The organism is Sulfitobacter sp. EhC04 (genome assembly GCF_001650875.1).
Taxonomy (GTDB): Bacteria; Pseudomonadota; Alphaproteobacteria; order Rhodobacterales; family Rhodobacteraceae; genus Sulfitobacter.
The window spans coordinates 116,259-136,070 of record NZ_LXYI01000089.1 but is presented as its reverse complement, the minus strand read 5'-3'; the positions used below and the strand labels follow the sequence as shown (position 1 = coordinate 136,070).

The 19,812-nt window shown below is 59.8% G+C and carries 21 protein-coding genes; 6 read left to right on the top strand and 15 right to left on the bottom strand.

All coding sequences use genetic code 11. The features are described from left to right. Positions 1 to 12: 12 nt before the first annotated feature. From A8B82_RS22275 to A8B82_RS22265, 3 genes are read right to left on the bottom strand one after another with little or no spacing between them, the layout of a single operon-like run. A complete protein-coding gene (locus tag A8B82_RS22275) occupies positions 13 to 855 on the bottom strand; it encodes a carbon-nitrogen hydrolase family protein (protein WP_067297617.1) in 843 nt (280 codons plus the stop codon). Continuing rightward, a complete protein-coding gene (gene grxC / locus A8B82_RS22270; RefSeq protein WP_067297615.1) occupies positions 855 to 1,112 on the bottom strand; it encodes a glutaredoxin 3 in 258 nt (85 codons plus the stop codon). The genes A8B82_RS22275 and grxC overlap by 1 nt, the downstream gene beginning before the upstream one ends. A 37-nt stretch (positions 1,113 to 1,149) precedes the next feature. After that, positions 1,150 to 1,884 (bottom strand): ComF family protein, encoded by a 735-nt coding sequence (locus A8B82_RS22265; RefSeq protein WP_067297613.1) that lies wholly within the window; start codon positions 1,882 to 1,884, stop codon positions 1,150 to 1,152. 11 nt (positions 1,885 to 1,895) lie between these two features. Here A8B82_RS22265 and A8B82_RS22260 point away from each other — a divergent pair, with 11 nt between their 5' ends. Further along, positions 1,896 to 2,714: an SAM-dependent methyltransferase gene (locus A8B82_RS22260; RefSeq protein ID WP_067297611.1), complete on the top strand. Its 819-nt coding sequence runs from the start codon at positions 1,896 to 1,898 to the stop codon at positions 2,712 to 2,714. A gap of 54 nt (positions 2,715 to 2,768) precedes the next feature. Then, positions 2,769 to 3,815, top strand: a complete 1,047-nt coding sequence (gene hemH / locus A8B82_RS22255) for a ferrochelatase (RefSeq protein ID WP_067297610.1) — start codon at positions 2,769 to 2,771, stop codon at positions 3,813 to 3,815. 113 nt (positions 3,816 to 3,928) lie between these two features. Here hemH and A8B82_RS22250 read toward each other — a convergent pair whose 3' ends face one another. Further along, on the bottom strand, positions 3,929 to 4,111 hold the full coding sequence (locus A8B82_RS22250; protein ID WP_067297608.1) for a hypothetical protein: 183 nt from the start codon (positions 4,109 to 4,111) through the stop codon (positions 3,929 to 3,931). A gap of 141 nt (positions 4,112 to 4,252) precedes the next feature. Next, a complete protein-coding gene (locus A8B82_RS22245) occupies positions 4,253 to 4,864 on the bottom strand; it encodes a L,D-transpeptidase (protein WP_067297606.1) in 612 nt (203 codons plus the stop codon). A 167-nt stretch (positions 4,865 to 5,031) separates the two neighbouring features. On the opposite strand from A8B82_RS22245, the gene A8B82_RS22240 reads away from it, so the two are divergent. Continuing rightward, a complete protein-coding gene (locus A8B82_RS22240; protein WP_067297604.1) occupies positions 5,032 to 5,541 on the top strand; it encodes a CAP domain-containing protein in 510 nt (169 codons plus the stop codon). A gap of 37 nt (positions 5,542 to 5,578) precedes the next feature. Here A8B82_RS22240 and A8B82_RS22235 read toward each other — a convergent pair whose 3' ends face one another. The 7 genes from A8B82_RS22235 to hslO form a co-directional block, all read right to left on the bottom strand. Next, positions 5,579 to 6,076 carry a L,D-transpeptidase family protein gene (locus A8B82_RS22235; protein ID WP_067297602.1) on the bottom strand — a complete coding sequence of 166 codons (498 nt, stop codon included), beginning with the start codon at positions 6,074 to 6,076 and terminating at the stop codon, positions 5,579 to 5,581. Between the two features lie 131 nt (positions 6,077 to 6,207). Further along, entirely contained in the window at positions 6,208 to 7,422 is a 1,215-nt protein-coding gene (locus tag A8B82_RS22230; RefSeq protein WP_067297599.1) for a class I SAM-dependent RNA methyltransferase, read from the bottom strand. Between the two features lie 39 nt (positions 7,423 to 7,461). Next, positions 7,462 to 9,291: an ABC transporter ATP-binding protein gene (locus A8B82_RS22225; protein ID WP_067297596.1), complete on the bottom strand. Its 1,830-nt coding sequence runs from the start codon at positions 9,289 to 9,291 to the stop codon at positions 7,462 to 7,464. Continuing rightward, positions 9,288 to 11,135, bottom strand: a complete 1,848-nt coding sequence (locus tag A8B82_RS22220; RefSeq protein ID WP_067297592.1) for an ABC transporter ATP-binding protein — start codon at positions 11,133 to 11,135, stop codon at positions 9,288 to 9,290. The genes A8B82_RS22225 and A8B82_RS22220 overlap by 4 nt, the downstream gene beginning before the upstream one ends. Before the next feature lie 165 nt (positions 11,136 to 11,300). Next, on the bottom strand, positions 11,301 to 12,479 hold the full coding sequence (locus A8B82_RS22215; RefSeq protein WP_067297589.1) for a CCA tRNA nucleotidyltransferase: 1,179 nt from the start codon (positions 12,477 to 12,479) through the stop codon (positions 11,301 to 11,303). Further along, a complete protein-coding gene (locus A8B82_RS22210; RefSeq protein WP_067298138.1) occupies positions 12,455 to 13,054 on the bottom strand; it encodes a CoA pyrophosphatase in 600 nt (199 codons plus the stop codon). The genes A8B82_RS22215 and A8B82_RS22210 overlap by 25 nt, the downstream gene beginning before the upstream one ends. Beyond that, on the bottom strand, positions 13,044 to 14,042 hold the full coding sequence (gene hslO, locus A8B82_RS22205) for an Hsp33 family molecular chaperone HslO (protein ID WP_067297586.1): 999 nt from the start codon (positions 14,040 to 14,042) through the stop codon (positions 13,044 to 13,046). The genes A8B82_RS22210 and hslO overlap by 11 nt, the downstream gene beginning before the upstream one ends. A gap of 77 nt (positions 14,043 to 14,119) precedes the next feature. Here hslO and A8B82_RS22200 point away from each other — a divergent pair, with 77 nt between their 5' ends. Next, positions 14,120 to 14,563, top strand: a complete 444-nt coding sequence (locus tag A8B82_RS22200) for an NUDIX domain-containing protein (RefSeq protein ID WP_067297584.1) — start codon at positions 14,120 to 14,122, stop codon at positions 14,561 to 14,563. Here A8B82_RS22200 and A8B82_RS22195 read toward each other — a convergent pair. Further along, positions 14,556 to 15,836 carry a PP2C family protein-serine/threonine phosphatase gene (locus A8B82_RS22195; RefSeq protein WP_067297581.1) on the bottom strand — a complete coding sequence of 427 codons (1,281 nt, stop codon included), beginning with the start codon at positions 15,834 to 15,836 and terminating at the stop codon, positions 14,556 to 14,558. The two genes, A8B82_RS22200 and A8B82_RS22195, sit on opposite strands and share 8 nt — an antisense overlap. Positions 15,837 to 16,022: 186 nt before the next feature. On the opposite strand from A8B82_RS22195, the gene A8B82_RS22190 reads away from it, so the two are divergent. After that, the gene (locus A8B82_RS22190) at positions 16,023 to 16,367 is read left to right on the top strand and encodes an Hpt domain-containing protein (RefSeq protein WP_067297578.1); all 345 of its coding nucleotides are present in this window, start codon (positions 16,023 to 16,025) and stop codon (positions 16,365 to 16,367) included. On the opposite strand, the gene A8B82_RS22185 is transcribed toward A8B82_RS22190, so the two are convergent. After that, the gene (locus tag A8B82_RS22185) at positions 16,352 to 17,164 is read right to left on the bottom strand and encodes an SDR family oxidoreductase (RefSeq protein ID WP_067297575.1); all 813 of its coding nucleotides are present in this window, start codon (positions 17,162 to 17,164) and stop codon (positions 16,352 to 16,354) included. The genes A8B82_RS22190 and A8B82_RS22185 overlap by 16 nt on opposite strands. An 11-nt stretch (positions 17,165 to 17,175) precedes the next feature. Beyond that, on the bottom strand, positions 17,176 to 18,408 hold the full coding sequence (ilvA, locus tag A8B82_RS22180) for a threonine ammonia-lyase IlvA (protein ID WP_067298136.1): 1,233 nt from the start codon (positions 18,406 to 18,408) through the stop codon (positions 17,176 to 17,178). 128 nt (positions 18,409 to 18,536) lie between these two features. Here ilvA and A8B82_RS22175 point away from each other — a divergent pair, with 128 nt between their 5' ends. Next, entirely contained in the window at positions 18,537 to 19,757 is a 1,221-nt protein-coding gene (locus A8B82_RS22175; RefSeq protein WP_067297572.1) for an argininosuccinate synthase, read from the top strand. Positions 19,758 to 19,812 lie beyond the last annotated feature (55 nt).

Here is a 19,812-nt window from a genome sequence, read left to right as displayed (position 1 = left end):
CCACTGCCCCGGTCAAGAACCCACCTTTGGCGCATCAAAGATGCGCGCGTTTGCCAGGCTGGGGACCTTGCCCCGCGCCTTTGCAACATCATCCATATCCAGGGCAAAGGTGTAAACGCCGGGTGTGTCGCCTGCATCCAGCAGCACCTCGCCCCAGGGCGACACCACCAGCGAATGGCCATAGCAATCGCGCGTCTTGTGTGCAGCGCTGGCGTGGCTGCCGGTCTGCGCTGGGGCAATCACGAAACAGCCCGTTTCAATCGCCCGCGCCCTGAGCAGCGCGTGCCAATGGGCCGCACCGGTCACCGGTGAAAACGCCGCTGGCACGGTGATGATCTGCGCCCCGGCGCTGGCCAGCTCATTGTAGAGCAGCGGAAACCGGACATCGTAACAGACGCTCATCCCGATCTTTCCAAAGGCTGTGTCGGCCACCACCGCCTGTGTGCCCGGACGGTAGCCCGCCGATTCGCGATAGGTCTCAGCCTCGTTGATCTGCACGTCGAACATGTGGATCTTGTCGTATCGCGCCGCGATCCCACCCTGCGGGTCGATCAGAAAGGACCGATTGGCAAAACGCCCGTCCGGATCCCCGGTCTTGAGCCCAAGCGAGCCGATCAGCAACCAGATGCCCGCATCCGCCGCCGCCTTGCGCAAAGCGGCCAATGTGATGTCCTCATCCTCGTGCATCAGTACGTCTTGCTGGTGGCTGCGGCTGGTCGACACGCAATTGGTCACTTCTGGTGTCAGGACAAACTCCGCCCCGGCACTCACCGCGTCATCAAGCAGCGCAAGCGTCTTGCCAAGGTTGTCCTTTGGGTCGTCGGACACGTTTAATTGCAGGATCGCGCCTTGCATCACGCGGCCAGCAAGCCATCCAGCTTGCCCTCACGCTCCAGCGCAAAAAGGTCGTCACATCCGCCCACATGGGTTTCCCCGATGAATATCTGCGGAACGGTGCGCCCTCCGTTTGCCCGCTGGATCATTTCGGGTTTGCGGTCGGGGTTGGCCAAAACATCCACCTCGGAAAAGCTGATACCTTTCTGGTTCAGCAACCGTTTGGCGGCATGACAGAAACCGCAGAGCGGCGATGTGTAGATTTCGACGGGTTTCATATCGTATCCCTTTCAACAAGTATTGCTTGAAAGGGATTTAGGTGTCTTTGGCCACGCGCGCCAGTGTTACCACACAAACAGGTCCCGATCCTGCTGAAAGACAGGCCTCCGTTGCGGCGGCCAATGTCGCGCCAGAGGTCATCACATCGTCCACCAGCAGCACCGGTCGGTCGCGGACCATGTCCAGATGCGCCGGATTGAGGCGGATGGCGTTTTCCAGGGCTCTGCGCCTTTCCTCCCTTCCCAGACCGTCCAGCGAAGGTGTCGCGCGATACCGTAAAAGCAGATCGACGCAGCAGGAATGCCCCGATTCCCGTGCCATCGCGCGGGCCAGCAAAGCCGACTGATTGTACCTGCGCCTGAGCCTGCGTTGCCAGTGCAGCGGGATCGGGGCAAACAGCGTATCGGGATGCAGCACAGGTTTTGCCGCCGTGGTCATCCAACGCCCGGCGGGCCGCGCGATTTCCTGGCGGTCCCCGTGTTTCAGCGCCAGGACCAGTTTGCGCCCCGTGTTGACGTACAACAGCGCCGCGCGCCCCTGGACCCAGGGGCGCGGGCTTTGCAGGCAGGAATCGCAGGACAAGACGTCGCCCCCTGACACACCGGGCAATGGCACGCCACATTGGTCGCAAATCGTGCCGCCTATGAACGACGTGTCCCGCCAACATGGGCCACAAAGACCAAAATCACTGTCCACGATGCCACCGCAAGCCAGACAGCGCGCCGGATAGATGGCGTTCAACCCGGTTTGCAGTCTTTCCAACAACGGCATATTGACCTCCCATGACCACGCCAACGCCCCTGACTGATCTGACTGCACTGGCTTTTCGCCGCGCGCGCGCAACGCCCGAGGCGCTGTTCCTGCATCAACAGGCGATCGACGAGATTCAGGATCGGCTCGGGATGGTTAACAAGTCCTTTACCGCACCGGCCGTGGTCACGGATTTCCCCGCCATCTGGGGTGACCTGCTGCCGGAAGCGACAGTTGTTCCCGCCTCGGAGGTCCTGTCGCTGGAGGTTGGCGCGCATGACCTCGTGATCCACGGGATGTCACTGCATTGGTCCAACGACCCCGTCGGACAGCTGATCCAGTGCCGCCGGGCGCTGAGCGCGGACGGTCTGTTTGTCTCTGCCGCGTTTGGTGGGCAGACCTTGCAGGAATTGCGCGCCTGTCTGGGCCAGGCCGAAGCCTCGGTTACAGGTGGGATGTCGCCGCGCGTGGCACCCATGGCCGAACTGCGTGACATGGGCGGGCTGCTGCAACGGGCCGGATTTGCTCTGCCGGTGGCAGATGCACTGCCGCTGACGGTGTCCTACCGGGACGCCTGGGCGCTGATGCGCGACCTGCGCGCCATGGGAGAGACCAACGCCCTGTTTGCGCGCCTGCGACAGCCGACCGCCCGTGCCGTGTTCGAGACCGCCGCAGACCTCTATCAAAACCATTTCAACGATGGCGAGGGCCGCGTGACTGCCACCTTTGAATTGATATTCCTGACCGGATGGGCACCCGACGAAAGCCAGCAGAAACCACTGCGGCCCGGTTCCGCGCAACAGCGTCTGGCGGATGCCCTGAACACGGCTGAGACAAAGTTGCGCAATTGACCCTGTGGTGAAACCGGTTATTTCAGCACGATACGGTTGACCAAGGACAGATCTATGCAAGCCGCGCGCCCGCAACATGCCAACGATGACCATCCCGCTGTCCGCAAGGAACGTGTCGGAATCCTGTTGGCGAACCTAGGCACGCCTGACAATTATGACTACTGGTCGATGCGCCGCTACCTGGGCGAATTCCTGTCCGATCGCCGGGTCATCGACTATTCCCCATGGCTCTGGCAGCCGCTGCTGCAACTCATCATCCTCAGCAAACGCCCCTTCACCAGCGGTGCCGCCTACAAAAGCATCTGGAACGAGGAGGCCGGTGAAAGCCCGTTGATGACCATCACCAAGGCGCAGACCGCAAAGTTGGCGACGGCCCTGAAAGAACGCTACGGCGACGATGTGATGGTGGATTTCTGCATGCGTTACGGAAACCCGTCAACGCAATCGAAGGTTGCGGCAATGACTGCGGCAGGGTGTACCAAGATCCTGTTCTTCCCGCTATATCCGCAATACGCGGGTGCAACTTCGGCCACGGCCTGCGATGCGTTCTTTGCCGCGTTGGGCAAGGAAAAATGGCAGCCGGTCGCGCGGGTCGTCGAACCCTACTTCGACCGCCCGGACTATATTGAGGCGCTCGCGCAGTCCATTGAACGGGCCTATGCCGCCGCGGAAAAACGCCCCGATATTCTGATCTGCTCCTACCACGGTGTCCCCATCCGCTATCTGATGGAAGGCGACCCCTACCATTGCCAATGCCAGAAAACGACACGTCTGTTGAAAGAGCGGCTGGGTTGGGGTGACACCCGGATCATGACGACATTCCAGTCAAAATTCGGCCCCGAGGAATGGTTGCAACCCTACACAGTGGAAGAGGTCGCCCGGCAGGCCAAGGCAGGCAACATGAACATTGCCGTCTGCGCACCCGCCTTTTCAGCGGATTGCATCGAAACGCTGGAAGAGATCAACGAAGAGATCAAGGAAAGCTTTGTAGAGGCGGGGGGTGAAGGCTTTACCTATATCCCATGCCTGAACGATGACGAGGCGCATATCGCGGCGCTGTCAAACGCGGTTCAGGAAAATCTCCAGGGCTGGCTGGACTAAACGCCTGAAGTGGCGTCGCAGGCGGGGCGAATTGCCCTTGTCACAAACATCCCTCAAAACGCAAAAAAGGCGGTGCAGAACACCGCCTTTTTCGATTTAGACGTCGCGCTGGATTAGTCAGCAGCAACAGCAGCGGCAACAACAGCCAGCAGCAGCAGAGGAACCAGAACACCGGAAGAAGAAGAAGATGCTTCTTCAACGATGACGGGTGCTTCCACGATCGGCTCAGCCAGCGAACCAGCATAAGCAGTCGATGCAGCGGCTGTCAGAGCAGCGGCGAGAACGAGTTTTTTCATAGTATAACCTCCAGAAAAGGCGTGTTGCACAATTGTGCACGCACGCACCCAAGACTTACCTCGTAAAACTTTCTAAACAGCATAACCGGGGGATTGCAAACCCGGATTCCGTTTTTGCGTCTTACAAGTCCTGAAATGTCGTCAAATAAGCAACACCTGCGTGCCGACCTTGGTCATGCCGAACAATTCCGCAATATGTTCATTATAAAGACCAATACAGCCATTCGACGAACGGCGCCCGATCTTGCGCGTGTCGTGGGTGCCGTGGATCCGGTAGTAGGTCCAGCTCAGGTACAGCGCGTGCGTACCAAGGGGGTTATCCGGGCCCGGTCCGATGTATTCAGGCCACTCCGGATTACGCTGAAGCATGGAGGGCGTTGGCCGCCAGCTTGGCCCTTCGACCTTTTGCACAACACTTGTCCGGCCACGGCGCGTCAGGTCCTCCGTCAGGGGAACGGACGAGGGGTAAAGCTTGTAGATGCTCTGGTCTTCTGACCAGTAGTGCACCGCACGACTGTCGATATCGACCAGGACCGCACCATTGCGGGTGTTGTCGAAATAGGGGCGCCAATCCAGCGTGCGGAAGCTGGAGATGTTGCGGCGGACTGTCTCTGTAAGGTCACGTTCGGTCTGGGTCGTCGCCTCGGAATTCACGCTTGACGAAGTCTGTGCCAAAGCGGGCGATGCGATCAGAGCGGCGGATCCTGCAAGGAAAGCCCGACGGCTGCTGAACTTATGGTGCTTGTCGGACATTATCATGTCTCCATCAAAAAGGTATTTTGAGATTCTTCCCGATATATGACCCTAAAGCCTCAGTATCAAATCAAAGACCCGTCATCAGGCAAGGTAACGCCGATGTGCGTTTGAACTGCAACGCTGTCCGCTGTAGGAGGGGCGAAACAAACACGTGGAGCTATGCCGTGATCCGTATTCTGTCCATTCTGATGGCGTTCTGCCTCGCCCTGTCTGCCTGTGCGCCTGTCGCCCCCCAAATTGGCACCGACGGCAAACCGCTGCCCAAGGCCTATCGTATTCGCGCTGGCGAAACTGGCAAGATCCAGTTCAGAATGCTTGATTCCGTCAATGCCCTGCGCAGCGCTGCCGGGCAAGCGCCCGTAGAACTGAACCCGCAACTGAACGCCGCTGCCGCTACGCATTCCCGTGACATGTCGGTGCAAAACCGTCCCTGGCATTTCGGTTCTGACGGCTCCTCCCCAATCGACCGGATCGCCCGCGTCGGCTATACCGGGCACCTGATTGGCGAAACAATTTCAGAGACTTACGAATCGGAACTGGAGACTCTTGCAGCCTGGATGGAGCAACCGGACACCCGCCGCGTCATCATGTCGCCGGACGCGCGCAACATGGGATTTTCCTGGTTTCAGGAACCGGGTGGCAAGATTTGGTGGACGATGGTGATGGGCAACTAGGGCCTTTGGTCACTCATCCCCCACCACCCACGCGGCCTCACGGGTTCAGAAGGATCGGCGTGCCGTCCCGAACCATCGCATAGATATCTTCCATCTCCTTGTTCCGCACAGAGATGCAGCCCCATGTCCAATCGCTTTTGTCCTTGCGCGTGGGCACTTTCTGGCCATGGATAAAGATATCGCCGCCGGGCTTCTGACCCAGCTCTGCCGCGCGCCTGCGGTCCTCGTCATTCGGATAGGAAATACCAATCGACAGGTGGAAACGGCTGTTCGGATTGCGGCGGTCGATGATGTAGGTGCCTTCAGGTGTCTTGCCGTCGCCTTCGACCGTCTTGTGGCCAACCGGAGCAAACCCGAGCAAAATCGGATACTCTTCCAGCACCCGGTCATGATGCAGCAGCCACATCTTGCGATCACTCTTGTTCACCACGACGTAGGTGACTTCGGGGCCATTATACCGTTTGAACTTGCTGTTGCTACAGGCACCCAGCGCCACTAGCGCGGTGCCGCCCAGAATAAGTGTTCTGCGTTTCATCTGTTTTCGATCCTGCCTGACGGGTCAAATGTATCTTTGGTCCCCGCTATCACATACCAAAAAATGCTTTGTTCAAAAAGTGGTGAGTCACAAGAAATTTCGCACTGCGGCACCAGCGCCAGCGGCAGGCGCTATCTTGAAAAACACGCGGCAAGTTCGACATGCGACGACCAGCGAAACTGGTCCACGACCTGTACCCAGTCCAGCGAATATCCACCGCCCACCAACATTGCGGCATCGCGCGCAAAAGTCACCGGATTGCACGAAACATAAGCAATTCGAGGCACTTTTGTCAGGATGATTTCGGCCACCTGCCGCTCCGCCCCCGCGCGCGGTGGGTCCAGCACGATGGCATCCATCCTGGCCAGTTCATCCGGCAGCATCGGACGCCGGTAAAGATCGCGCGCCTGCGTTGTGACCGGTTTCAGCCCCCCGGCCATGCGCCAGCCGTGATCAAGCGCTTCCAGCATCTCTGCTTCGCTTTCCACCGCCATGACACTGGCTTTTTCCGCCAGGGGAAGTGTAAAGGTCCCGCATCCGGCGAAAAGGTCGGCAATCCGGGCCGCCGGGCCAACCGCGTCCCTGACCGCATCGCAAAGCGCCGCTTCACCCTCTTTGGTGGCCTGCAGGAACGCGCCCGGCGGCGGCGTCACGTCGGCCCTGCCGAAATGCTGGATCGGGGGCACGCGCATCGCGACCGTCTCATTTTCCCAGCTCAACCGCGCCAGCCCAAGCTCCTCGGTCACTTGCGCCAGCGTCTGACGCAACGGCCCATCAAGCGGTTTGCCCTGCGCCACGGCAACATCCAGCCCCACATCGCTTTGGGTGACTGTAACGGCCAGGGCCGCCTTGCGGCTGGTGCCGATCATGGCCAGCCGTTCCGCGATGGCCAATCCGGCCATAAGATCGGGATGTAGCAGCTTGCAGTCGGGAATCTCGATGATCACGTCGGACGCCCGGCCATGGAAACCGGCCATGGCGCCCTTCTTGGTGCGGCGCGCGGCAAATACAGCCCTGCGGCGCGACTGCGGCGGAGAGGTCACGATAGGGCGAAATTCAGTCTCCAACCCGTGAGCATTCAATGAAATCCGGACGAACTCCTGCTTCCACTCCGCGACAAAATCATCCGAGGCATGCTGCAACTGACACCCGCCACAGGACTTGTAATGGCGGCAGGGCGGCGACACGCGCCGATCTGACGGCGTCACGATCCTGACATTGGCAAGCGTCTCTCCCACGACCTCGCCGGATACGACCTCACCCGGCAGGGTCATGGGCGCATAAATCGGGCCGGTGGCGATACCGTCACCGTGGTGACCCAAACGAATGATCTGATGCTCTGTCATACCTGCGCCATATCCTGTGCACGGGCATAGAAAAAGGGCCTATTCCGCCGCCTTCAGACCAAGGAACCCGCCAGACTGCCGATGCCAATAGCGGGCATAAAGCCCATCTTCGGCCAAAAGGCTCTCATGCGTCCCCTCTTCGACGATCCTGCCCGCGTCCATCACGACGATGCGATCCATATCTGTCAGCGTGGACAGGCGGTGCGCCACGGCCAATACCGTCTTGCCCTCCATCACACGGGTCAGCGCAGACTGGATCGACGCTTCGACCTCACTGTCGAGCGCGCTGGTCGCTTCATCCAGCACCAGGATCGGTGCATCCTTGAGAATGGCACGGGCCAGGGCGATCCGCTGGCGCTGACCACCCGAAAGCTTGACACCCCGTTCGCCCAGATGCGCGTCGTATCCCTTGCGGCCCTTGTGGTCCTGCATGATCTCGATGAACTCATGCGCCTCGGCCTTGCGCGCGGCGGCGATCACCTCTTCGCGGGTGGCGTCAGGCTTGCCATACCTGATGTTGTCAAAGGCAGAGCGGTTGAACATCGCGGTTTCCTGCGTAACCATCCCGATCTGCCGCCGCAGGCTTTCCTGCGTCACATGTGCAATGTCCTGACCGTCGATCAGAATACGGCCCTTTTCCAAGGGATAGAGCCGCAAAAGAAGCGAAACCAAACTGGATTTTCCCGCACCCGATGCGCCAACCACGCCCAGTTTTTCGCCCGGCGCAAGGCTCAGTGACATATGCTCGACACCACCGCCACCACGCCCGTAGGTATAGCGCACATCGTCAAAGACGATATCGCCCTGCGACACCTCAAGCTCGGTCGCGTCCCTGGCATCCAGAAGGGTCTGTGCCGGCGTCAGGGTGCGCATGCCGTCCTCAACCTCGCCCAGGTTGGCGTAAAGCGCCATCAGTGTGAAACTGACCCAGCCCGTCATCTGCGCCAGCCGCAGCGACACGGCACCGGTGGCGGCGATATCGCCTGCGGTGACCAGCCCCAGCGACCAGTACCACAGCGCCCCACCCACCAGCAGCACGGGCAGCAAGCCTGCAATCGTCATCAGCCAGAACCGGAACGACACGCTGACCTTGCCAAAGGCCAGCGAGGTATCGCGAAACCTGCTCATCGCGCCCAGCGCGGCGCGGTCCTCATGCTCGGCATGGGCAAACAGCTTGACCGTCTTGATATTGGTGATCGTGTCGACCACCTGCCCTGTCACCATCGCACGGGCAGCGGCGCGCGCCTTTGACCGGGTCCGGACAAGCGGCATGTAGCGGCGGATCAACAGAACATAACCGCCCATCCACGCCACCAACCCCAGTGCGATGCGCCAATCCACAGTGCCCAGCAGCATCACCGCCCCGACAAAGGACGCCAGCGCAAAGAGCACTGTATGGATCATCTCGATCACCACATCGGTCAGGGCGCGTCCGGTCTGCATTTCCTTTTGCGAAATGCGCCCGGCAAAATCGTTGTCAAAGAAGGTAACGGCCTGCCCCAGCGTGTAGCGATGCAGCCGCGACAGGACGAGGTTGAACACATTCGGCCCGATGACGATGGACTGCATGAAGGAACTGACGCCAAAGATCGCCGGGCGCAGGACCACGAAGAACCCCAGCGACATCAGCAGGATGCCCGACTGATCCTGAAACACCGATCCCGCGTCAGATGACAACGCCGCATCCACCACCATGCCAAGGATCAACGCCGCCATCACCTCGACCACCCCGGCGAGGATCGACAGGATGCCGGCAGTGGTCAGCGCCGGGCCGGACCCCTTGAGCGTCCAGCGGAAGAATCCCATCAGGTGCCGCGGCGGCGGGCTATCGCTTTTTGAAAACGGGTCGATCCAGTTGGCAAGTCTCACGCGGGGGTCTCTTCCATATCCATCGCCAGAAAGCCGCCGGACTGGCGGTTCCAGAAATCTGCATATAGTCCTCCTTGCGCCAAAAGCGCGTCATGAGTTCCATCTTCGACGATAACCCCCTGGTCCAGAACGATAATCCGATCCATTTCCGCAATCGTGGACAGCCGGTGTGCAATCGCGATTACCGTCTTGCCCGCCATCATGCCATAGAGCGTTTCCTGGATCGCCGCCTCCACCTCGCTGTCAAGCGCGCTTGTCGCCTCGTCCAGCAACAGAATCGGCGCATCTTTCAGGATCACGCGGGCCAGCGTGATCCGCTGACGCTGCCCGCCGGACAGCTTCACGCCACGCTCTCCCACACGCGAATCATAACCGCGCCGCCCTTCGGGGTCGCTGAGATCCTGGATGAACTCATGCGCCTGCGCCTGTTGCGACGCCGCAATCATCTGCGCTTCGGATGCGTCGGGGTTGCCGTAGACGATATTGTCGCGCACCGACCGATGCAGCAGAGAACTGTCCTGCTGCACCATCCCGATCTGCCGCCGCAGGCTGTCCTGGCGGACGGTTGTGATGTCCTGCCCGTCAATCAGGATCTGGCCCGACTCCGGGTCATAGAACCGCAGCAACAGCTTTACCAATGTCGACTTTCCCGCACCGGACCGACCGACAAGGCCAATCCGCTCCCCCGGTTTGATCGTCAGCGAGATGTCGTTCAACCCACCCGAAAGGCGGCCATAATGGTGCGACAACCCTTTGATTTCGATGCGACCATGCTCAAGCGTCAGGGGCGCGGCATCTTTCTGGTCTGTCAGGGTGACGGGTTGCGCGATCGTCTCCATCCCCTCTGCAACCACACCAAGCTCGCGGAAGAAGGACGACAGCGCCCACATGATCCAGCCGGTCATGGAATTGAGCCGCAACGTCAGCGCAGAGGCCGCCGCAACAACGCCGACACTGGCCTCACCCGCGATCCAGAGCGCGAGTGCCCAACCGACAACGCCCACGATCAACACACCATTCAGGGCCACCAAAACGACATCCATGATCGTGAAAATCCGCATCTCCTTCTGGAAAGTAACACGGGACTTTTCGATGGCTTCCTTGGCGAAACTGACTTCCATGTCGTGATGCGCGAACATCTTGACCGAATGGATGTTGGTATAGGCATCCACCACCCGCCCGGTCACCATGGACCGCGCATCGGACGCGGCCTTTGACGCGGGGCCGACGCGCGTGACAGTCCATTTCACAAGCGCCCCATAAAGGGCAAACCAGATCAAAAGCGGCACTAACAAGCGCCAATCGGAGGCAGACAGCAGAATTGCCGCGCCGATCATATAGGCCAGCGCATAGGACATCGCGTCGAACACCTGGAACACCACTTCACCCGCTGCGGGCGGGGTCTGCATGATGCGATTGGCGATCCGGCCTGCAAAGTCGTTTTCAAACCAGCCGACGGATTGCCGCAGCACATGCCGATGTGCGCGCCAACGGATCAGCGTGCCAAAATTCGGCAGGATCGCATTGTTCAGCAACGCCACGTCGAACCCCTGCAAAAGGGGCCGCAGGATCAGCACGAACAGCGCAACGCCGATGAATTCGGCACCATGATCGGCCCACATCTGCGCGGGATCGCCGCCCAGCAGATCGACAAGGCGGCCCATGTAATAGATCAGCCCGATCTCGATCGCGGCAACGATAATGGACATTATCCCGGTGAGCAGGAAAACCTTTTTGAAAGGGACGGAATACTCACGCAGAAACGGCCAAAGCCTGCGTGGCGGCGTGTCAGACTCTGAATAGGAAACATAAGGGTCGACGAGGTTCTCGAAAAAACGAAACATGGCAGGGGCCTTAGGTAGAAACAGCAAAATGCACCGGCGCGCCGTGCGAACCGGTCAGGACGTGGGGTATGTCAGATTTATCTGAACCAGATCCCGCGGTACATTTTGCAACCCTCCAAGTTTATGCATTTACATCTATTGGATGATCTCTCGCCTGTCGAGACCTCAAAATGTACCAATCAATGCCTCTCGGCTCAGGGCAAATCCCGAGGCGATCCATTTGCTTTCCAACTCTTCCAGACGCGCGCCCAGCGCAGGCCCCTGATATGTCGGCATAAGATCACGGGCAGAGACTGGAAATTCTGCCTGGGCAGCCATCTCAATCGTCTCTAACCAACCGCTTTCCGGCGGTTCGCCCATCATGGCACAGCGCATCAACATCACCTGTTCCGCAATGCCCTGACCCTGGCGATAGGCGACTTCGGCCAAGGGCGGACCCATCCATCCGATCTGATGCAGCAAGGCGAGATGTCGCGCATCCGACTTGCTGAGGCGCAGTCGGTCCGCCATATCATCGCCACCCAGAACGGCAAACCGGCCACGCCAATCTGGGCTGATTTCGCAGGTCGATTCCAGATGGACATAAGGCCCCAGAAACCTGTCGTCACAGCCCGGCAGCACGATGTGCAAAACGCCAATTGCCCTCATGACGGCGACAGCCTGTGACGGGTCGGGGGCAGCCATCAGCTTGATGATCTCCTGCCCGACCCTCTCGGCTGAAAGTGTCTCTAAACCGGGCAAATTCTCTGAAATGCTCGCCAGTGTGTCATGATCGAAACCACCGGACAGGTCCGCAAAATAGGCCGAAAACCGAAAATACCGCAGGATGCGAAGGTAATCTTCGCGAATGCGGGCGGCGGCATCTTCGATGAACCGTACACGCCGCGCCCAAAGGTCGGGCAGACCGCCCAACGGGTCCACCACCAACCCTCGCGGCGAGGCATAAAGCGCGTTCATGGTGAAATCACGCCGCCGCGCGTCGTCTGCGATATCCTTCGAAAAGGCGACAACCGCGCGACGCCCGTCCGTTTCCACATCTCGCCGGAAGGTCGTAACCTCGAATGCCGCGCCATCCCGCACAACAGTCACGGTCCCGTGGTCGATCCCTGTCGGAACGGCCCGCATCCCGGCCTTTTCGACCAATGCGATAACTTCTTCGGGTCGCGCATCTGTCGCCAGATCCACATCGCTTGCCGCTGCGCCCAGCAAGGCGTTTCGCACGCACCCCCCCACGAAATAGATTTTGAAGCCTACTTCCGTAACAGCGGCGCAGACCGCTTGCGCGGCGGGGTCCTTCAGCCATTCGGTATCGGCTGGAATCAGGTTTTCATCCGCTCTGTCCATTCCCGCAACATACGCGCGGTTGCGCCCCAAATGTAATAGGGCCCGTAAGGCACGGTGAAATAATGGCGCAGGCTGCCGCGCCATCGCCGGGACTGAACCAGGTAATTCGCCGGGTCCAGCACATGCGACAGCGGAACGGAAAACACCTCTGCCACTTCGCCGGGCTCTGGTCTGATATCAAATCTGTCCCTGATCAGGCCGATCACCGGCGTTACAGCAAAGCTGGTGACCGTATCATGAAGCGGCAACGTGCCCAACACCTCGACATTCTCGGGTGGCAAGCCGATTTCCTCGTGCGCCTCGCGCAGTGCGGCCGCAATGCTGTCGACATCACCTGGGTCCTGTTTGCCACCTGGAAAGGATATTTGGCCCGGATGATGCTTCAAAGCCGAGGATCGCTTTGTCAACAACAGTTCCAGCCGACCATCGACCACCTGGATCGGTGCCAGAACCCCGGCGGGGCGCGACACACGCCCCTCGGGCAAGACCACATCGGGATTCAGGTCGAAATCTGATGTCGCCGCGCCCGGATGCAGCAAGGCCGCCCGGATGCGGTCAATCTGATCAATTGTCATTCTGCCCTTCCGCCTCGAAACCGACTGTGGCCGGGTCGAGATCGTAATGGGCACCGCAAAATTGACAATCCGCCGTGACTCGCCCCTCATCCGTGGTCATTTTTTCGATGTCCCTGGCCGAATAGATCGAAAGGCTTTGGCGCACCTTGTCCTCGGAACAGCTACAGCCAAAACGAACGGCCTGCGCATCAAACACCCTTGGCTGTTCCTCGTGAAACAGCCGCAGCAAAAGATCCGTGGGCGGGACACTTGGCCCGATCAGTTCCAGGTCCTCAACCGTATCGAGCAGGACATTCACCCGGTTCCAGTTTTCCTCATCCTCTCCGTGGACAAGGTCGTGGGCCTGCAACACCTCGCCGGTGCCTTCGCCCTTGGCCGCAAATGGCGATGCCTTGGGCATATGTTGCAGCATCACACCACCCGCGCGCCAGTGTTCGGCCACATCCGGGCCGGAAGAGCGGCCAAAGCTGAGCGAGAACCGGGTCGGCAACTGCTCTGACTGGGCAAAATATGCCTCGGCGCAGGCCGCAATGGAACCCCCGCTCAAGGGTGTAATGCCCTGGTAAGGGGTCATCCCCTTGCCCTGGTCGATCATGATCGCAAAGTACCCTTCACCCACCTGTTCGAAGGGGGCAGCATCTGTCAGCCGATCCGCATCATAACTGGCATAGGCTCTGATACGGGCCGATTTGCCGTCAGCCTCTGGCGCGTAATAATCGGTGGCGATCATCCGCACCGCACCTTTCGACTGCACCTGCAGGGACAGTTTCCAGCGCAGCTTGATCGTTTGGCCGATCAGGGCGGTCAGCAATGCCATCTCTGCCACCAGCGCCTCGACCTGCGGCGGGTAATTGTGCTGGCGCAGCACCCCTTCCAGCACGCCATCCAGACGGGCCACGCGGCCACGGATGTTCGAATGGTCCAGTTGAAACGGCAATACGCTGTCATCCCAGGCGATCTTGTTTCCTGGCAGGGAGGGAGAGGTCATGGGGGTTTCCTTATCGCGGGTCGCTTGGCATACCGCGTCTATATAGGAGCGACAACCCGAGGATAAAGGGGACGGTCATGATCAGGCGTATGGGCATGCCACCGCAAAAGAACCGGTTCTACCGTCTGCGGCCGGGGGCCTATGCGATTCTGCCACTCAAGACCCGTTTCCTGATGACCGCGCAGGTGACCCCGGAAATCGACGTGCAACTGCCCGGCGGCGGGATTGATCCGGGCGAATCGCCACTGCACGCCCTGCACCGCGAAGTGATGGAGGAAACCGGATGGCGTATCGCGGCACCCCGTCGGCTGGGCGCGTTCCGGCGCTTCGTCTTCATGCCGGAATATGACATCTGGGCCGAAAAGCTGTGTACGGTCTATATCGCCCATCCAGTGCGCGAATTGGCCCCGCCGACAGAGCCGGATCACGTCACCCTGGTGCTCTCTGCCTCCGAATGTATCGAAAATCTGGGAAATGACGGCGACCGGATGATGTTTCAGCGTTACCTTGGGCTCAGCTAAGCGCAGGATCATTCAACTGGAACATGATGCCAGACAGGTCGTCGGAAAAATCGGTCGCGCCTGCGTATTCGGACAATTTCCACATTAGGCCCGACAGAAACGCCTCATCATGCATGTCGCCTAGGCTGGCGATGATATCCTCCAGCCCGTCTTCGCCCAGCATCTGGCCGGTCTGGTCGGGGCATTCGGTGAACCCATCCGACAGGATCAACAACCTGTCGCCCGCGCGCATCTGAATGTCGAATTGCTGATAAGACACGCCGCTGATCAGCCCGACCGGAAAACCACCCGTGCCAAACTGTTCGATATCACCGTTCTTGCGGCGGACCACGGGGTGCGGGTGCCCCGCCTGCGCAATCTGAACCAGACCGCTGTCCAGATCGACTATGGCCAGCATCAGGGTAAAGTAATGCTCCGTCTCCATCTCGTTCAGCACCAGCTCGTTGATGGACTGAATGGCCTGTGCCGGGGGCCTGGCAACAAAGCCGCCCTCACCGTCCGGGGTCAGCGCCACGTTCTGACCGGGAGACGACGCAGAAAGGTAGCCCGCCAGGCGCGCGGTCATTAACGCAGAGCTGATGCCATGGCCGGAAACGTCTATCCCGAACAGTCCCAGCTTTCGCGGCCCGGCTTCGAAAAAGCCAACCAGATCGCCACCGACATGCCCGCTGGACCGCAGCAACAAAGACAACGTACCGCCCCGAAAGACCCTGTGCCGTTCGGGCAAAAGGGATTGCTGCAGCTTCTTGGCTTCCAGCAGATCCTTGTCGAGCGAATCATAAAGTCCCTGAAGCTCTGCAAGGGTGTCGCGGATCATCTGGTTGCTGCGGCTCAACTGCCGCTGCGTGTTGATAATGCGTTCACCCGCCGTGATGCGGGCCCGCAACTCGGCATTGTCCACGGGCTTCGACAAGAAGTCATCTGCACCGGAATGCAGGCCCACCGCCACCTCTTCCTTTTCTTTCTTGGAGGTCAGGAGGATGAAATAGGCGAATTGTTCGCCAGGTAGATCGCGCAGGGCGCGGCAGAACTCCAGCCCGGTCATGCCGGGCATCATCCAGTCGCTCAGGATCAGGTCGGGAAGATTTTCGACGCAAAGCTGCAACGCTTTCTCGCCCGAGGCCGCCTCGACGACCTCGTAACCCCATCTTACCAATGAACCCGCCAGAATACGCCGCTGAAGCCGGCTGTCATCGACGACCAGGATCCGGGTCTTTGAAACAGGGCTGTCGGCCGGCGTTTCGGGAGGCCTGGCCGCCGTGAATTTCCTCATTTTCTGCTACGATCTCTGGTTCGGCTGCATTATCTGGTTCGGAATGCACCACCATTGAACCAGACAGATTAAGAGGCTCTAAATGGTAAAAACCGTGTCAAACGGTCCAGGATTGCAAAGAAATTATTCATCTTTGAGCTTCATCCTGCCAGGGCCGGAGGAACAGGTGAATGATTGACTGGGATAATGATTGACTGGGATCAGGTAACAAGACTGCGCGATGAAGTCGGGGCAGAAGATTTTGACGACATCGTCGCGCTTTTCATCGAGGAAGTCGAAGAGGTGACAGCGCGGCTGGCCAGCGGTCAGTCGCCCGTATCCGTGGAAGAAGACCTTCATCTGCTTAAGGGCAGCGCGCTGAACCTGGGATTCACCAGGTTCTCCGATCTCTGTCAAAGTGGTGAAACCCGCGCCGCGCAGGGCGAGGCCAGCCAGGTCGACCTCCAGCCAATCCTGTCAGCCTATGCGATGTCCAAGGCGGCTTTCCTTGCCGCCTTGCCCACTGCTTTCGACGATCAGACCAGCTTGTAAAACTCCTGAACCCTGATTTCGCCAAATGTTTCCAGCGCCTTTGCCCGCAGCGCCTGCATACCGGCAATCCAGCGGTCGTGATCCTTTGCCCGATGCACCGCAAATCCCTGAACGGCAGGGTGCGACAGGATCAGAAAGCGGCCCTCCTCGACCCCGGTGATCACGGCCTGTGCAACGTCATCGGCGGTCAAAAGCGACGCACCCTGATCCGCGTCTGCATCGCTCATTCCCAACAGGGGCGTCGCGACATACTGCGGGCAGACCACGGAAGCCCCGATGCCATCGGCCCCATGGGTGATCGCAAGCGACTCCGCAAAGCTGACAGCAGCGTGTTTTGTCGCTGAATAGGCGGCATCGCCAATCTGGTTCAACAGCCCCGCCGCCGAGGCCACGTTGACAAGATGACCACTGCCGCGCGCAATCATCTCGGGCAGTAACGCGCGGGCGGCATAGACATGGGCCATCACATGCACGTTCCAGTTCAGCGTCCAATCTGCATTCGTCTGGGATGCCGCATGCAAAGGGTCGCCCCGCCCAAGCCCCGCGTTAGAGACATAGATGTCCACCGCGCCATGCGCCGCCTTGGCTGTTTCGATCAGGTTTTGTATCGCCGCCTCATCCGTGACATCGCAGGCAACGGCAATGCCGCCGATCTCCTTTGCGACCTGCCGGGCCTTGTCGCCATCAATGTCAGAAACACAGACCCGCGCGCCCTTGGCCGCTGCCGCACGCGCAATCGCAGCACCAATGCCACTGCCTGCACCGGTGATGACAACCGAACTCCCCTCGAACTTCATCTTCTCTCCCCTCAGATCACGAATTGCGCCAGTGTATCGTCATTGGTGATGTCGGTATATGTGAACCCGGCCTCTTCGATCCGCCGAAACATGGCGGGAAAATTCTGGGGCGCGTCAGTCTCTATCCCGATCAGAACAGAGCCGAAGTTGCGCGCCGATTTCTTCATGTACTCAAACCGGGTGATGTTGTCTGCCGGACCAAGCCGGTCCAGAAAATCCCGCAGGGCACCGGGACGCTGCGGCAGACGCAGGATGAAATACTTCTTCAGCCCCGCGTAGCGCTGCGCGCGTTCCTTGACCTCCGGCAACCGCTCGAAATCGAAATTGCCGCCGGATGTGATACAAACGACGGTCTTTCCCCTGATCTGTTCTGCCACATCGTCCAGCGCCTCGATCGCCATGGCACCTGCGGGTTCCAGCACGATCCCCTCGACGTTCAGCATTTCAACAATGGTCTGACAAATGCGGTCCTCTGGCAGGTCGATCACGTCATCCGGCGACACACCTGCCAGACGGGCAAAGGTGCGTGCGCCGATCTTGGCAACCGCAGCGCCGTCGACAAAGGAATTGATCGGCGACACATCCACCGGCTTGCCCTCGGCCAGGGCGGCGGCAAGGCTTTTCGCGCCAGATGGTTCGACGAAGGTATAGGTGCAATCATTGCCGAAATAGCTGCGCGTTCCCGCAGACAGACCGCCCCCGCCGACCGGCAGGATGATGTGATCCGGCGCGCGACCCAATTCCTGTTCGATCTCGACGGCGACAGAGGCTTGTCCCTCGATCACGTCCTCATCGTCAAAGGGAGACAGAAAATGCGCCCCCTCCTGCGCGCAGAACTGCTGTGCCGCGGTCAGCGTCTTGTCGAAATAATCCCCAACGAGTTTCACCTCGACCGCATCACCACCAAACATCCGCGTCTTCAGTATCTTTTGCTCAGGTGTCGTCACCGGCATGAAGATGACGCCGCGCACATTGAAATAACGGCACATGAAAGCGACGCCCTGCGCATGATTGCCCGCAGAGGCGCAGACAAAAAGCTGCTGGTCGGGAATCACCTTCCGCATCGCGTTGAAAGCCCCACGCAGCTTGTAGGACCGGACCGGGCTCAGGTCTTCGCGTTTGAGCCAGATGTCCGCCCCGAACCGCTCCGACAGCAGTTCATTGCGCAAAAGCGGCGTGGCAGGAAACACCTGCCGCATCTTGGCTGTCGCCAGTGTGGCCATTGCCTGAAAATTCTCTGTCATACCACCTGTCCCCAGCTTGCGTTCAAACTCGATAGGCGCGCGGGCCGCACAGGTCAACGCGGCAAGCTGATCTTGCCCGTGATCGCAAAACCGGATACCCCGCGATCCAAGTCAGAAAGGAACCATCCATGTCCGCGCCCAAGAAAGTCGTGCTCGCCTACTCCGGCGGCCTTGATACCTCGATCATCCTCAAGTGGCTGCAAACCGAATACGGCTGCGAGGTCGTGACCTTCACCGCCGACCTCGGTCAGGGGGAAGAACTGGAACCCGCCCGCAAGAAGGCCGAGATGATGGGCGCTTCCGAGATTTACGTCGAGGACGTGCGCGAGGAATTCGTGCGCGACTTCGTCTTTCCGATGTTCCGCGCCAATGCGGTCTACGAAGGGCTGTACCTGCTGGGCACCTCCATCGCCCGCCCGCTGATCTCCAAACGTCTGGTGGAAATTGCCGCCGAAACCGGGGCCGATGCCGTGGCCCACGGTGCGACCGGCAAGGGCAACGACCAGGTACGGTTTGAACTGGCAGCCTATGCCCTGAACCCGGATATCAAGGTCATCGCCCCCTGGCGCGAATGGGATCTGTCGAGCCGCACCAAGCTGCTGGAGTTTGCCGAAAAGAACCAGATCCCCGTCGCCAAGGACAAGCGCGGGGAGGCCCCCTTCAGCGTGGATGCCAACCTGCTGCACACCTCCTCCGAGGGCAAGGTGCTGGAAGACCCGGCCATCGACGCGCCCGAGTATGTCTACCAGCGCACGGTTGATCCTGAAAAGGCCCCCGATACGCCGGAATACGTCGAAATCGGCTTTGAACGCGGCGATGCAGTCAGCATCAACGGCGAGGCGATGTCGCCCGCCACGATCCTGACCAAGCTCAACGAGTTGGGCGGGAAACACGGCTGCGGTCGCCTTGACCTGGTTGAGGGCCGTTTTGTCGGCATGAAATCCCGTGGTATCTATGAAACCCCCGGTGGCACCCTGCTGCTTGAGGCGCATCGCGGCATTGAATCCATCACGCTCGACCGGGGGGCCATGCACCTCAAGGACGAGTTGATGCCCCGCTATGCCGAACTGATCTACAATGGTTTCTGGTTCAGCCCCGAACGCAGCATGTTGCAGGCCGCCATCGACGCCAGCCAGACCCATGTCACCGGCACCGTGCGCCTGAAACTCTACAAGGGTCACGCACGCACCGTGGGCCGCTGGTCCGATCACTCGCTCTATTCAGAGGCACATGTGACTTTCGAGGATGACGCAGGCGCCTATGACCAGAAAGATGCCGCAGGATTCATCCAGCTCAATGCGCTGCGCCTGAAGCTGCTGGCCGCCCGCGACAAGCGCATGAAGGGCTGAGCGGCCCCCGTTCTTTTTGGCCGTAAATATTCGGCCTTATGTATCAAACGCACCA

Coding starts and splice junctions, on each gene's coding strand:
- A8B82_RS22275 (WP_067297617.1), bottom strand. CDS start 855: ATGCAAGGCGCGATCCTGCAATTAAACGTGTCCGACGACCCAAAGGAC.
- grxC (WP_067297615.1), bottom strand. CDS start 1,112: ATGAAACCCGTCGAAATCTACACATCGCCGCTCTGCGGTTTCTGTCAT.
- A8B82_RS22265 (WP_067297613.1), bottom strand. CDS start 1,884: ATGCCGTTGTTGGAAAGACTGCAAACCGGGTTGAACGCCATCTATCCG.
- A8B82_RS22260 (WP_067297611.1), top strand. CDS start 1,896: ATGACCACGCCAACGCCCCTGACTGATCTGACTGCACTGGCTTTTCGC.
- hemH (WP_067297610.1), top strand. CDS start 2,769: ATGCAAGCCGCGCGCCCGCAACATGCCAACGATGACCATCCCGCTGTC.
- A8B82_RS22250 (WP_067297608.1), bottom strand. CDS start 4,111: ATGAAAAAACTCGTTCTCGCCGCTGCTCTGACAGCCGCTGCATCGACT.
- A8B82_RS22245 (WP_067297606.1), bottom strand. CDS start 4,864: ATGTCCGACAAGCACCATAAGTTCAGCAGCCGTCGGGCTTTCCTTGCA.
- A8B82_RS22235 (WP_067297602.1), bottom strand. CDS start 6,076: ATGAAACGCAGAACACTTATTCTGGGCGGCACCGCGCTAGTGGCGCTG.
- A8B82_RS22230 (WP_067297599.1), bottom strand. CDS start 7,422: ATGACAGAGCATCAGATCATTCGTTTGGGTCACCACGGTGACGGTATC.
- A8B82_RS22220 (WP_067297592.1), bottom strand. CDS start 11,135: ATGTTTCGTTTTTTCGAGAACCTCGTCGACCCTTATGTTTCCTATTCA.
- A8B82_RS22215 (WP_067297589.1), bottom strand. CDS start 12,479: ATGGACAGAGCGGATGAAAACCTGATTCCAGCCGATACCGAATGGCTG.
- A8B82_RS22210 (WP_067298138.1), bottom strand. CDS start 13,054: ATGACAATTGATCAGATTGACCGCATCCGGGCGGCCTTGCTGCATCCG.
- hslO (WP_067297586.1), bottom strand. CDS start 14,042: ATGACCTCTCCCTCCCTGCCAGGAAACAAGATCGCCTGGGATGACAGC.
- A8B82_RS22200 (WP_067297584.1), top strand. CDS start 14,120: ATGATCAGGCGTATGGGCATGCCACCGCAAAAGAACCGGTTCTACCGT.
- A8B82_RS22195 (WP_067297581.1), bottom strand. CDS start 15,836: ATGAGGAAATTCACGGCGGCCAGGCCTCCCGAAACGCCGGCCGACAGC.
- A8B82_RS22190 (WP_067297578.1), top strand. CDS start 16,023: ATGATTGACTGGGATCAGGTAACAAGACTGCGCGATGAAGTCGGGGCA.
- A8B82_RS22185 (WP_067297575.1), bottom strand. CDS start 17,164: ATGAAGTTCGAGGGGAGTTCGGTTGTCATCACCGGTGCAGGCAGTGGC.
- ilvA (WP_067298136.1), bottom strand. CDS start 18,408: ATGACAGAGAATTTTCAGGCAATGGCCACACTGGCGACAGCCAAGATG.
- A8B82_RS22175 (WP_067297572.1), top strand. CDS start 18,537: ATGTCCGCGCCCAAGAAAGTCGTGCTCGCCTACTCCGGCGGCCTTGAT.